The sequence below is a fragment of the Scytonema hofmannii PCC 7110 genome, from assembly GCF_000346485.2.
Lineage (GTDB): Bacteria > Cyanobacteriota > Cyanobacteriia > Cyanobacteriales > Nostocaceae > Scytonema > Scytonema hofmannii.
Genome location: NZ_KQ976354.1, coordinates 3230108 through 3243267, shown reverse-complemented (window position 1 = coordinate 3243267; position 13160 = coordinate 3230108). Strand labels below are relative to the sequence as shown.

Here is a 13160-nt window from a genome sequence, read left to right as displayed (position 1 = left end):
GTGTTTGAGATCAAAACTCTAGCAGGGGCGTCAGAGGTAGGGAACGAGGTTGAAGTATGAAGAATATATAGGGAACACTAGCATACAAACTGTTTTTTGAATTGACAACGCTTATTTCATACTTCATCTTTAACACTTAAACCCTAGAGTTGTCTTCATCTTTTGGTTACAAATAGATACTTTCTTCAACTTATTTCGCTATTGCCCTTTATAGATATTCCGTCAGACCAGTGACATATATCTTTCTTATCTTTTCTTAAAAAGAAGCTATTTCAAACCCCCTCTCAATTAAATTTTTTTTATTTTTACATAATTTATCTTTTGCACGTCAATCCTTAAATCTTCATATGATTTTCTAAAAATGTTGACTTTTTATGCACTGGTAGCCACCATCAGATATCTAACTTCTTGCTGCGGGGTTATACATTGCTGTTAGTTTTCCCCAGATGGCACCAAATTGACAGGTAAAAACTTTAGCAATGTCTTCTCTGATAAAGGATCTCACAGACTCCATGGGTTGAATATCTATCAATAGGGGGAAAAGGCTTCTTTTCCATTTAGTATCCGGAGAAAATTAAGCGAAAAAAGTGGAGATTGCCTATTTTTATCTGAACTGGCATCCGTTTATTTACCGCTATCTAAAGTTGAGATGAATTTATCTACCGGATTACATAAGAGGAAACTTATCAAGTATTATGTCTTAGGACAGTATTGCTAATTACATTTTTGATGAAAGGGTAGCAAACAGTTAAAGTCAGTTGGCAAGGTTAAGATAGACAAACAAATGGATGAAATATATCGATACTCCTCCCAGGCAAAGATTATGTATATGAATGGCGTCAGTTTGCTCCCTATGACAGTTGCTGAACCAGGCAAATCCTATAACGCAGAAATAAATAGGCATCGCTGGATAGAAGTGTTGGTAGATAGTCCATCCGGTTCAGAGCTTTACGTTTATAGAGTGCCAGAACAATTGGCAGTAAAACCTGGGGATATTTTAAGTGTGCCATTCGGTTCTCAATTGATAGGAGGAGTTGCCATTCGTTTTCTAACACAACCTCCAGCAGATGTACCACTGGAAAAAATTCGCGATATCGAAGAAGTAGTGAGCGCAGGCTTTTTTCCGTTGGCATATACAGAACTGGTGAATCGAGTTGCATCTTACTATTGTACGCGATTGATTGAAGTGATTCGCATGACTCTACCACCAGGCTTATTAGGGCGATCGCAGCGACGCATTCGCTTAACTGTTGCTGGTGCAGGGGTTTCTACCAAAACAAACACTTTAGTAGAAAAATACCCGATAGATATTTCCCGTCCAATTCTGACTTTTACCAATGTACAAAAGTCTCATTCTTTCCTGCTCCATTTTTATTTACTAAAGGTTATTGAGAATAAAGACTTGCTGACATTATTAATCTTTCAACAGTCAGTAGGTAAAATCAGTAATAAAACGGCAAATCAAATATTACAACTTCTTCAAGAACAAATAGATGGAGACTATAGCTTTGTATATCTTCAGCGTCAAGTCCCCAGCGCCCACAAGGCAGTCCAAGAATTGTTGCGACGAGGTCTGGTAGAAAGTTATTTAGAACCTCCACAGTTAGCTAAACCCAAATACGAAAAAGCAGTGACCCTAGTGGGAAATCTGTTTGACCGCGATTTAACCCCTCGCCAACGAGAAGTACTGGAAGTCCTGCGAAGGCAAGGGGGCGAATTGTGGCAAAATGAATTGTTGCGACTTTGTAACACAAGCTCTACAATCCTAAAAAATCTAGAACAAAAAGGCTACGTTGTCATCCAAGAAAGGGAGGTATTGCGAACAGAAAGTTCTTCTACGCCAGGGGGGATGCTAGGAAAAGAACAAAGTAAGATATTAACACCCGATCAGTCAAAAGCGTTAGAGGCGATCGCTCGTTTGAACGGATATGCTAAAGTACTCCTACACGGAGTCACAGGTTCCGGAAAAACAGAGATTTATTTGCAGGCGATCGCTCCTTTATTAGCGCAGGGAAAATCAGCCCTTGTTTTAGTCCCTGAAATTGGACTCACGCCGCAGTTAACCGACCGTTTTCGCGCTCGTTTTGGTGTAGGAGTCAACGGAGCTTCACCCGTACTCGTTTACCATAGCGCTCTTTCTGCAGGAGAAAGATACGACACTTGGCGGCTGATGCTAGCAGGAGTACCCCAAATTGTCATAGGTACGAGAAGCGCCATATTCGCCCCATTGCCAAACTTAGGCATAATCATCCTAGATGAAGAACACGACAGCAGTTTCAAGCAAGATTCTCCCGCCCCAACCTACCACGCCCGCACCGTCGCGGCTTGGAGAGCAGAATTAGAAAACTGTCCCCTCATTCTCGGTTCCGCAACACCTTCTTTAGAGACTTGGGTAGATGTTAGAGACAAGGTAGAATTGTCCCCCCCTCCCCCCCTACTCCCCATTACCCCTTATCCCCAGAGGGGGCCCCACCTTCCCCACTCCCCACTCCCTACCCACTACCTCTCCCTCCCCCAACGTATCAACGCCCGCCCTTTACCACCCGTGGAAGTTGTGGATATGCGGCGAGAATTGCAAGAGGGAAATCGTTCCATATTTAGTCGTTCCTTGCAAAAAGCGCTCCAGCAACTGAAAGAACGCAACCAACAAGGAATTTTATTTATTCATCGACGGGGACACAGTACTTTTGTGTCTTGTCGGAGTTGTGGATTCGTTATGGAATGCCCTCACTGTGATGTATCGCTGGCGTACCATTACACAGAAGAGACAATGCAAGTCTTGCGGTGTCATTATTGTAATTACACGCGATCGCATCCCCGAAGCTGTCCGGAATGCAGTTCTCCCTATTTGAAATACTTTGGGAGTGGAACCCAAAAAGTAGAGGAAGAATTAGCCAAACAATTTCCAGACTTGGGCTGCATCCGCTTTGATAGCGACACAACGAGAAACAAAGGCGCACACCGCACCCTCATCACCCAATTTGCCAATGGAGAAGCAGATTTGTTGGTAGGTACGCAAATGCTAACCAAAGGTTTAGATTTGCCTCAAGTCACACTCGTGGGAGTTGTTTCTGCAGATGGGTTGCTACATTTATCAGATTATCGCGCCAGCGAACGAGCATTTCAAACACTGACTCAGGTTGCAGGGCGTGCTGGTAGGGGAGAAGAACCGGGAAGAGTCATTGTTCAAACATACACCCCAGAACATCCCGTAATTGAAGCAGTAAAACATCACGATTACCATTCCTTTATAAATGAAGAACTAGAACAACGGCAAGCGCTGAATTATCCACCCTATGGAAGGTTAATTTTATTACGCTTAAGCAGTACCGACCCAATTCAAGTTGAGAATACAGCACAAGTCGTAGCAGCAATTTTGCCCCAACAAGAAGGGTTAGAGATTTTAGGACCAGTCCCAGCCACTATTTTACGAGTAGCCAACCGTTACCGTTGGCAAATTTTGCTAAAGCTTGCTCCTGAAACACCCCCATATCTACCATACTGGGAGGAAATAGATAAACTTTGCCGTCAAAAGTCAGTCAGTTTCACAATTGATGTCGATCCCTTAAATATGATGGGTTAGCAGTGATCAGTGACCAGTGACCAGTGACCAAAAAACAATGTAAAGACGCGCCATGCTTAGTCTCTACAAAGGTTGTAGATGATGCACAATTACAGCAGTTTTCAAGGTCTAGAACCATACTATGCTCTTGTGGTACGGGCGTCCCCGCCCGTTCTAGACAAGAGAGCAGGCGAGGACGCCAGCTCCACAAGATATGGTCTATTAATTTGAAAATCGCTGTAATTTCTGGAGATGTCTAAACGCATTCGAGAGGATATTTAAAAAATTTTAAGTGTATGGGATTCGCTGCTATACTGTTCCCGTACTGTAGACTGAAACATGAAATACGCGATCGCCGTTCAATGGTCAGAGGAAGACCAATGCTATGTAGTTTTACTGGCAGAGTTTACTAACGTTATGCAGCCTTGCACTCATGGAGATACTTACGAAGAAGCTCTTAAAAATGCTCGAGAAGTGCTAGATCTGTTAATCGAAACAGCTTTGGAAAATGGCGAACCTCTTCCAAATCCAAAAACGTTCGAGCAACTCTTCCAAATCCTATAGTGCCGTCTATCAACCGCTTATCCTTGAGACAAATTTTCATTTCAAAAACTTTGATGTTAGCGCTCGCAACGTAAATCAAGTTTGTTGTATTTCTGAGTTACATAAGGTAAGTTATACAGTATAGTACTAATGTTCTGAATTCAAGATAGGACTTATCTGTTAATTAACCTAGAAGATTTGTAAATCAAGGATGAAAACCTAATTCTCGGATAAGTTTATTAGATTCGTCGCATCTACTTGAATATGTTTTTTCCAAAAAATAAACTTGTTTAACCATCTGATAGCAGGCTGATTATATGGCTAGTACAAACACAGGTATAGAGTGGACTGATAGAACGTGGAATCCCACAACTGGTTGCGACAAAGTAAGTCCAGGGTGTACGCACTGTTATGCTGAAGCACTCACAAAACGTTTTAGTAAAAATTTTCCTCAAGGATTTGAATTAACGCTGCACCCCAATCGTTTGCAAGAACCATTTCATTGGCGTACTCCAAGCCGTATTTTTGTCAACTCCATGAGTGACCTTTTTCATGAAGAAGTACCACTTTCATTTATTAAAGAAATTTTTGAAGTCATTCGACAAACACCAAGACATATATATCAAATCTTGACTAAAAGGCACGAACGATTACTGCAGCTAGCACCTGAATTAGAATGGTTTGATAATGTATGGATGGGAGTGTCCGTAGAAAATCAGCATTATGTTCACCGTGTTGACTACTTACGACAAGTACCAGCCAAAGTGCGGTTTTTATCATGTGAACCTCTCTTAAGTTCTTTAACAATTGATTTAACTGATATTGATTGGGTCATTGTTGGGGGAGAATCAGGAACAAAACACCGCCCTATGAAAATAGAGTGGGTGCAAAGCATTCGAGATCAGTGCAAAGCTGCTGAAGTAGCATTTTTCTTTAAGCAAGTTGGTGGTCGGACACCTAAAGCTGGAGGGCGACTTCTGGAGGGGCAAATTTGGGATGAAATGCCAAAAGCTTGGGATCAACACAGACAAAATTTGAAGGAAACTAATGTATTGGTTCGTACAAAAAAGGAACCCAGTCACCTCGTATCTTGTTCCTAGTTTGGAGATCGCTCGCACGCATTATAATAGGCGATCGCGTATGGGGATTGGAGAGCGAGCGGGTGCTTACTGTCTATTTCAGTTGCAAATTCCGATCCCCCTTAAAAACCTAAAAATTATATATCAGGTTGAGATACTACCTTTTCCCATGAAGGTTGGTAATCAAATAACCATTTAAATTGCAAATCAGCTAACCACCTAGGAGTGAGCTTGTAAACCCAGTTGCGAAAAAAACATCCTATAGAAGAGTTAGTTTGACCAAGCGTACCTACTTGGCGGGATACATTGAAGACGCGAGTTACCCTTTGGCTGCGGCTGCGTTCATACTGACGCAGTAGAGAAGGAATTTGCTCGTGGTTAACACTGAGAGTTAGTAACTTAGCGATTTCAAAAGCGTCTTCCACTGCCATACAGCCACCCTGACCTAGATTTGGTTGTACCGGATGAGCCGCATCTCCAATTAAGGTCACCCGACCTTTTCCCCACTCAGTACTTAAAGGTTCCCTGTCAAAAATATCATCTCGGTAAATCTTCTTGTTATCTAAAGTCTCAATAATAGCTGGTACTGGTTGGGCATAATCAGAAAAAATTTGCCGTAACGCTTGGATGGAGCCGCCAACTGCATCATCATTAACAGCAACTTTGCTGTTGTTAAAAGCATAGAAGGAAAATCGACCTCCTCCAACATCAAAATAGCCAAAACGATTTCCCCGACCCCAGTATTCCATCCAACTATATTGTGGATCTAGCGGTATGTTCCCTCTGTCAAAATATCCCCTCCAACAACACATCCCACTGTAAACCGGATCTTCTAGAAGCTCTTTACCGTCAAGACAAGCACGCACCTTTGAGTACAAACCATCAGCACCTACTAAAATGTCTCCAATCTCTGTACTTCCATCTTGAAAGTAAATCTTTACACTATCCCCAGTATCTTCAAAGCTTTTAAAGGCGATACCAGTTTGCACTGTTCCCTGAGGTAAAGCTTCATATAAAATCTGTTGCAGTTCGGGTCTGAGAAGACATACACCTAAATCTTGTTCGCCAACAAATTCTGGGGAGTTAATGTATAAAGGATCTCCTGTTTTACTAGAGAATCCGCCCTTTAAAATTTTGCCTCCTTGTTCGTAAAAACGGTTGAAAATCTTGCCTCCCCACAGAAGGCGGTAAACCCGCATGGCATTACGCTGAATAAATATACCTCCAGGTCCAGATAACATGGTATCAAGTTGGCGCTTTTCGTACACCTTAACTTCAATTCCCACGTCAAGACACGCACGGGCTAAAGTCAAACCACCTATTCCACCCCCAATCACAATTACCTTTGGCATTGTCGGAACGATGGCTTTCCCTAAAGTTTGCATTGCTAGCTCCAAATACATATATGCTTTATTATTATGATTTATAACGTTGAGCGGGAGGAAATAGTGCAATGGCTACCTTAGAGAAATATCGGGACATAATCAAGAAATTACTGACTAAATACTCACAGCAATACAAGCCCAGTTAAGGAGAGGTTGAGGTCGAAGAAATTTTTGATACGGAACGCGATCGCTATCAAATTATCAGTGTAGGGTGGAACAAAAACAATCGAGTTTATAGACCAATCATGCATTTAGACATCAAAAATGAAAAAATCTGGATTCAGCAAAATACTGCTACAGCAGCAGGTACAATAATTTGTGAACTCACTATTTGTAACAAGCTTTCAAAGCCACCTTTGGTAAAAAAATTAGAGGAGATGTGTTTATAGCAGGAACTTCAGTCACGGTTTAACTCACGTTGTAAATCTTCAAAATCAACAGCAAAAACATCGACTTTTTCGCGGTTCAAGGCGTCAAGAAAGTCTCTACGGTTTAATCCGGCAACGGAAGCAGCTTTTTCCATTGACATTTCCTGCTTTTGATACCAATAAATTGCCGCAGCTAAACGCATCTCGCGCACAAATTCTGCTGGAGGAAGGCGGCGTGCGCTAAAAACTTCTTCGGGTAAGTTAATTGTGATTTCCGACATAAATTATGTTCTAAAATGCTGATAACAATACGCGCATCATTCATCATTAATCATAACAACAATGTTTAAAACTCGATCCAATAAGAATAAGAAACTTTCCTGCTAAATGGTAAACTTTCCCTTGCTATTGATTGCGGCAATGCGAGAATCGGTATCAGGAGAGATTTTTGAAGACAACCTATGTTAAGTCTTTAATTAAAGAACGAAAGATTCTCCATTGTGTTTCATCAATACGTCCTGCAAATCGACGTAAAGTGTCAGCTGCTGCAAATAGGAGTTGTTCGCGTTTCTCTTTGGCTGGGCAAGGATACAATACCAACACATCAATGAAGTCAAGTAGCCAATCAACTTTTTTCGGAGCAGCAAACCTCTGCCAAAGTTCTAAAGCGTAGTCTATGATTGCAATATATTTGGTTCCGTCCATTCCCAAGGATAAGAGAGCAACGGCTAGCTCATTAAACAATATTAAATCTGCATCCCCCCTTGTGTACTTAGCACCAACAGTTCTAGTAAACAACAATATAACGGTAGAAACTCGCAACGGGGAAATTGCTCGTCCTTCTGGAAAAATGCCAGCAAGTAGGGGACTTGACGAGAGGTTAGGCGGGAGTGAATATAACGGAAAGGCATTTGAGACTGGTTCGAGATGTCATAATTTAATTATCAGATAGTTAAAAATCTACAGTAAGTTCTAATTATATCGTGTATATAAATTTGGAGAAGGAGCAAGCAAAAATGGATAGTGAAGTGCAGGACAGCGATGTCATCATGACGGATGAAGACACTGCTGAAGAAGATAGAGGTGATAATGGAGGTTTGTATCCTTATGATCCAACTAAGGCAGATATTGACATTAGAGAAGATCCTCAAACAGTTTTTGAGTTAATGAGAAAATATGATAATGGAAAACTTATTATAGATCCAGATTTTCAACGTAATTTAGTTTGGCAACTGGAACAGAAAAGTAAATTTATTGAATCTGTTATTCTTAACTTTCCCTTACCTCCTTGGTATGTGAATCAAACCGTGGAAGGTAAATATCTTATTGTAGACGGATTACAGCGCACATCCACACTACACGAATTTGTTAATGATGAGTTTAAACTAACTGGTTTAGAGGCTCTTACTAAGTTAAATGGTTATAATTTCTCGGAATTGAAACAATTACCAGGAGATTATCAAACCAAAGTAGAAGATAAAAAACTAAACATTTACATTATCAAACCTTCTGTACCGATAAAAATTGTTTATGATATTTTCAATAGAATTAATACTGGAGGCACAAAACTTGAGCGTCAAGAAGTCAGAAATTGTATCTTTTCAGGAAAATCTACAAAGCTTTTAAAGGAATTATCAGAAAAAGATTTTTTTAAAAATGCTATTGATAAGGGAATTTCACCAAAAAGGATGAAAGACAGAGAAGTTATTTTGCGATATTTAGCCTTCAAAATTTTTCAATACGAAAATGATTACCAAGGCGATCTGAGTGATTTTGTAGAAAACGCTATGAAAAAAATTAATAAGATGCCCAATGAAAAAATAGAGCAACTTAAGAAGGATTTTGAGCGTGTAATGATTTGGACATATGATTTTTTCGGTAAGAAAAATTTTCGCTTACCCTCTGGCGAGAGTAGAGGAAGAATCAATATTGCTATATTCGATTCTGTATCTTACTTTTTTTCCTTGAATAGTGATGAATTTTTGACAGCGCATAAAGAAACCATACAACAAAACTTTATAAAATTGCTAGAGAATCAAGAATATCTTGATTCAGTGAAGTATGCTACTAGTAGTAAGGCTAAGGTGATTAGCAGATTCAAAATAGCACAAGAAATTTTGGGTAGTGTATAAAATGCTAAGACAGATAAATTTAAAGAACTTTAAGTATTTTCAGGAAGAAGTAAGTTTTCCTTTGAAAAAGCTAAATTTATTAACAGGTATAAATGGGAGAGGTAATTTGGTATAGTTCTTATGAATTGGAATCTGCTTTAGAGATATTAAAATCAGGATAAGTCGATAACTCTTGCCGTAAGGTTAACTTTTTGATTCGATTGAGTTAATTTTTTACATAAAAAACAAGTTTATATATAAATAGTTCAAATTATTTATATATAAATTTAGATTTTCTTTCATGATTAAATAATAAATAGGGAAGATTTTTTATCTTCCCTACCAACCTGATAAAATTAAAGGAGGTGAAATTATTGAATGGAAAAGGTAACGGTAGTCGAGGTTTTTTTAATCCCGTCAAAATTTTTATCCGCACTTTACTCAATCAGTGGGAAAAGCGCGATAGAGTCAGCGACGAGATATACCTCGTAGACTCTGAGGTTCTAAAAAAAGACCTAGAGGATGTGGCTGACCAACCACAAGACGAGGAATCTCAAGACGACCGTAACTAACTTTTAATAGCCCTTAGTTGCCACTAAGGGCTATCTTAGATATTTTAGTCAAAATTAAGCTATGTCAAACACAGATACAACAATTTTTTATCCTGTTTATTACCGAATTGTCGAACGTCGTGGCAATGGTTGGGCTTTCACGAAGGGCGAACCGTTTATTAATTGGTTTAATGCACCTTGGCTTCCTCAACAAGATTTATTTGCCGCTTTTGGCATTTCTATGAAAAAGGTGGCTCTAGAGCTTTTTAGAATTAATGGGGGTAAGCAGGGCTATTACATAGCAAACTTATTAGATAAAAAATACTATTACTGTGGCACTCAATGGGAGGATGTTAAAACTAAGTTAGAAGAATTAGGAATTGCACGACCAGACCCAATGTCCGCTTCTTAACTAAACAGGATTGAGGCGAAGGCGGGGCGTCAAGACCCGCCCTTTCTAGTAAGAACGGGCGCGGGATACCTGTTCTACAACACTGTGGTTCTAGACCTTGAAAACTTTTGACCTGTAAATCTCATACATCAAAAGGCTACCTGCTACAGCGAGATTGAGAGAGTCAGCAATCCCTACAATTGGAATCCTTATAAGATGCTGGCACAAATCTCTCTGTTGTTGGGTCAGACCTTGACGTTCTTCACCTAAGAACAGAACAGTTGAACCAGGATAATCAAATTGATGAAAGTCAATAGTTCCGTCTGGTGAAGCACCTATGACATGACAGGAGTGGCGGTGTATCCACTCATTCAGTGCAGAAAATCCGGTGCGTACAAATTTCTGACGGAAGAGTGCGCCCATAGCTGCTCGAAGAACGTCAGGATCGAATGGCTCTGCTCTCCCACCAATAAAGATGAATCCAGCACCACCCACAGCTTCAGAAGTACGAATCAACGTTCCTAAGTTTCCCGGCGATCGCACAGTTTCAATAGCTACCCAGCACAAACCAGCTTGTGGAGAAACATCATGCAACTTAAACCAGCGCTGACGCACAATCGCAGCAACACCTGAAGCACGCTCGGTATGAGAAATCTGTCGGAATTGTTCTGGTGTAATGGAGACGCTATTCACACCTTTGCGCCGAGTCTGGCGAACTAGCTTGCGTGCTAGGGGTGCTGTCAGCAGTTTTTCACTAAACAGGATTGTTGAGACATCAAAGCCGTTGTCAATTGCTTGTACGAAGTTCCGTACACCTTCGATGAAAAACAATCCAGAGGCATCACGATATTTGCGGTCAAATTGAAGCTTTTTGACTTCGGCTAACGCAGCCTCTACGTCGAGCCGACTGTGACCGGAACATTTAGCGCCGGTCATCCTCCTTTTGGGAAGCCATCTCGCTTCCTATAACTAAAATTCTAAAATGCATAACTAAGAGCGGACAAAATACCGCAGAATTTGTTTTTGAGTAAAATATATTATACCATAAATAATAACTTGTTTTCACTCTGCTTCAAAATTCCCCTTGCGAAGGATTTTGCTTCCCCAGAGTGTTCTTATACTTGATGTTAAAGACTATGCTTCTGTCTGCTACAACATGACTAATACTCTCGTTCACGCAGTTGTTGGTATCCACAATTATATACTAGTCATTTTTTACACCGAAACTGATTGTTGGCAGTTTCGAGTCATTAGCTCTGGTGGAGTTGTCTTTGGCGAACGCAAGCTCTACTTTGCTCCTGAAGCCGCAGAAAAAGCTGGACGCGAGTGGATAATGACAGGGAATTAGATGTTTGGAAGCGGTGGTATTTCACTAGCTATTTTTATAAAATGCGATCGCTCGGCAAAGGAAATCAACGCATGAAGCCAATGAAAGTCATGGACTGGCAAACCAAGCAGTTATTTGAATTACCTCGTACTGGTGAGGGAAATTGGTCAAGCTGGCTACTTGAAAATAGTTATGAATTGATTAACCGAGAAGCATTAGGTTACACGGAGATCGAATTGTACGAAAACGAGAGTCATGGAGTTTTTGCTATATATCACCCCATGTATGCAGGCTTAGATACTGAAAGCCTCTACGTCAACATCGCTTCAGAAGAAGATGCACGACAGTTGATGAATGTTGCACAACAGTTAGTTGCAGGCATGGGTACAATGTTCAACATTCTTGGGGATGAAGAAGATGAGGACGAGGACTAAATCATTACTGTTTCTCAATGGAAGTCAAAGAATTTCTCAACTGTTGTTTTCGTGGCGATCGGCAAAGACAACAAACAACTAAAAACCATTATTAATTAACTTTTTAAGTTGTACTTTCTATCTCTAAACTTATAACACTGCTTACTGTAGCACTCATTTTGCGTCACAAGTGAGCTAAAAATTTGTCCAATCTTGAGTAAGCAAATGTTTCCGGTAACACACTGAATATGGCTGTTGGATAGTACGATCGCTCACTTGTACCGCATCATTTACGGCATACCAGATCCACAAGTGCGGACATTCCATTATGCCCTACCCCTTCGGATAAGATAGCATCGTGTTCCACCAGATGTAGAATTTCCATATTATGGAATGATTCTTGAAGTAACTGGGCGGTATACATATTTTCTATATATGGTGGACCTCCAGTTTTAAACTCCAACTGCTTGGGTGTATAACCTTGTAGAAGTAGTAAGCCTCCAGTTTTTAGAGATGCCTGAATCTGCTCAAAAATGTGCGTGCGGAGATCGGAGCCGGCAAATTGGATGAATATTGCTACTACGCAATCGAACCGCTCTACTGCCCAATCCCAGGTGGCGAGATCGGCAACCTCTGTTGTAATTGTTACGCCTTGACTCGCTGCTAAACGCTGTGCCTTTTCAAGAGCAATTGGTGAGATATCTATAGACAAAACATCAAGTCCCAAGGAAGCAAGCCAAACTCCGTTACGTCCCTCTCCATCAGCGATCGCCAGCACTTTTTGCCCCGGTCTCAACCTGTAACTCTGAGAACGCAAGAACTCATTCGGTTGCTGACCAAAAAAATATTCGCTACTTGAGTACCTCTGGTTCCATCGATCAAGTTCGTTACTGTACATAGGTACGATTTCAGAAATTTTGTCATTAGTATGTCCGGAAATGGCGGCTAGTGTCAAAAGACAAAATGTCAAACTTAACCGGGCTTCCACGTCACTAAGCGATCGCTCTATCGCACCTCAAACCGTATCATCCATCCAACTACATTCAGAACAATCCCAATATTCATTGTTTATTCCTCTCGTTGTCTAACTTAGCAACAGCATTTCGCCACACTTCAGAGTTGCCAAGCTGTACTGCTCGATCAGCTCCGACGTTCTCTAGTAGCAAAGCTAACATAGTTATTCTTTCTTCGTCTGTCCAAAATAGTTTTCCCTGTATCATTTCTATCTTTTCGGGTGCCAGTTCGTAACGACTGCGGGCTTCCTCACCACTCCAAGCACGCCCCTCATTGCTAATATTCCAATTTAAGTCTAACATAACTCTTCTCCTAATATTTACTTAAGAAATGAGATTGTCTCAGTAACAAAGCGATCGCGACCTCGCTCTGGTCTATCTAGTAACAAGAAATGACCGCTGTTAGGAATTATGACA

16 protein-coding genes are annotated in these 13160 nt (G+C 40.6%); 10 read left to right on the top strand and 6 right to left on the bottom strand.

Annotation, left to right across the window (positions count from 1 at the left end; genetic code table 11):
* The first annotated feature begins 823 nt into the window (after positions 1-823).
* The 3 genes from priA (at position 824) to WA1_RS13780 (ending at position 5205) form a co-directional block, all read left to right on the top strand.
* The gene (gene priA / locus WA1_RS13790; RefSeq protein WP_148662683.1) at positions 824-3583 is read left to right on the top strand and encodes a primosomal protein N'; all 2760 of its coding nucleotides are present in this window, start codon (positions 824-826) and stop codon (positions 3581-3583) included.
* A 318-nt stretch (positions 3584-3901) separates the two neighbouring features.
* Positions 3902-4126, top strand: coding sequence for a type II toxin-antitoxin system HicB family antitoxin (locus WA1_RS13785; protein ID WP_017747775.1), 225 nt, complete (start codon positions 3902-3904; stop codon positions 4124-4126).
* Positions 4127-4422: 296 nt separating this feature from the next.
* Positions 4423-5205 (top strand): DUF5131 family protein, encoded by a 783-nt coding sequence (locus tag WA1_RS13780; RefSeq protein WP_017747776.1) that lies wholly within the window; start codon positions 4423-4425, stop codon positions 5203-5205.
* Positions 5206-5321: 116 nt separating this feature from the next.
* Here the strand turns inward: WA1_RS13780 and WA1_RS13775 are convergent, their stop codons facing one another.
* The gene (locus WA1_RS13775; protein ID WP_201789091.1) at positions 5322-6587 is read right to left on the bottom strand and encodes an FAD-dependent monooxygenase; all 1266 of its coding nucleotides are present in this window, start codon (positions 6585-6587) and stop codon (positions 5322-5324) included.
* Positions 6588-6736: 149 nt separating this feature from the next.
* On the opposite strand from WA1_RS13775, the gene WA1_RS59715 reads away from it, so the two are divergent.
* A complete protein-coding gene (locus WA1_RS59715; RefSeq protein ID WP_336389842.1) occupies positions 6737-6958 on the top strand; it encodes an element excision factor XisI family protein in 222 nt (73 codons plus the stop codon).
* An 8-nt stretch (positions 6959-6966) separates the two neighbouring features.
* On the opposite strand, the gene WA1_RS13770 is transcribed toward WA1_RS59715, so the two are convergent.
* Together WA1_RS13770 and WA1_RS13765 are read right to left on the bottom strand one after the other, a co-directional pair.
* The gene (locus WA1_RS13770; RefSeq protein WP_017747779.1) at positions 6967-7218 is read right to left on the bottom strand and encodes a UPF0175 family protein; all 252 of its coding nucleotides are present in this window, start codon (positions 7216-7218) and stop codon (positions 6967-6969) included.
* A gap of 178 nt (positions 7219-7396) precedes the next feature.
* Complete coding sequence (locus WA1_RS13765) at positions 7397-7681, bottom strand: hypothetical protein (protein WP_148662682.1); 285 nt, start codon at positions 7679-7681, stop codon at positions 7397-7399.
* A gap of 22 nt (positions 7682-7703) precedes the next feature.
* Here WA1_RS13765 and WA1_RS58670 point away from each other — a divergent pair, with 22 nt between their 5' ends.
* The 4 genes from WA1_RS58670 (at position 7704) to WA1_RS13750 (ending at position 10011) form a co-directional block, all read left to right on the top strand.
* The gene (locus WA1_RS58670) at positions 7704-7889 is read left to right on the top strand and encodes a hypothetical protein (RefSeq protein ID WP_148662681.1); all 186 of its coding nucleotides are present in this window, start codon (positions 7704-7706) and stop codon (positions 7887-7889) included.
* A gap of 64 nt (positions 7890-7953) precedes the next feature.
* Positions 7954-9069, top strand: a complete 1116-nt coding sequence (locus tag WA1_RS13760) for a DUF262 domain-containing protein (protein ID WP_017747781.1) — start codon at positions 7954-7956, stop codon at positions 9067-9069.
* A gap of 353 nt (positions 9070-9422) precedes the next feature.
* On the top strand, positions 9423-9620 hold the full coding sequence (locus tag WA1_RS13755; protein ID WP_017747782.1) for a hypothetical protein: 198 nt from the start codon (positions 9423-9425) through the stop codon (positions 9618-9620).
* Positions 9621-9681: 61 nt separating this feature from the next.
* Positions 9682-10011, top strand: a complete 330-nt coding sequence (locus WA1_RS13750; RefSeq protein ID WP_017747783.1) for a hypothetical protein — start codon at positions 9682-9684, stop codon at positions 10009-10011.
* Positions 10012-10101: 90 nt separating this feature from the next.
* On the opposite strand, the gene WA1_RS13745 is transcribed toward WA1_RS13750, so the two are convergent.
* Positions 10102-10926: a TrmH family RNA methyltransferase gene (locus WA1_RS13745; RefSeq protein WP_017747784.1), complete on the bottom strand. Its 825-nt coding sequence runs from the start codon at positions 10924-10926 to the stop codon at positions 10102-10104.
* A gap of 220 nt (positions 10927-11146) precedes the next feature.
* Between WA1_RS13745 and WA1_RS13740 the strand changes: the two genes are divergently transcribed.
* Complete coding sequence (locus WA1_RS13740) at positions 11147-11338, top strand: hypothetical protein (protein WP_017747785.1); 192 nt, start codon at positions 11147-11149, stop codon at positions 11336-11338.
* A complete protein-coding gene (locus WA1_RS13735) occupies positions 11317-11751 on the top strand; it encodes a hypothetical protein (RefSeq protein WP_148662680.1) in 435 nt (144 codons plus the stop codon). Before WA1_RS13740 ends, WA1_RS13735 begins: the two co-directional genes overlap by 22 nt.
* 265 nt (positions 11752-12016) lie before the next feature.
* Here the strand turns inward: WA1_RS13735 and WA1_RS13730 are convergent, their stop codons facing one another.
* Entirely contained in the window at positions 12017-12685 is a 669-nt protein-coding gene (locus WA1_RS13730) for an SAM-dependent methyltransferase (RefSeq protein ID WP_017747787.1), read from the bottom strand.
* A 106-nt stretch (positions 12686-12791) separates the two neighbouring features.
* Positions 12792-13046: a hypothetical protein gene (locus WA1_RS13725; protein WP_017747788.1), complete on the bottom strand. Its 255-nt coding sequence runs from the start codon at positions 13044-13046 to the stop codon at positions 12792-12794.
* Between the last annotated feature and the right edge of the window lie 114 nt (positions 13047-13160).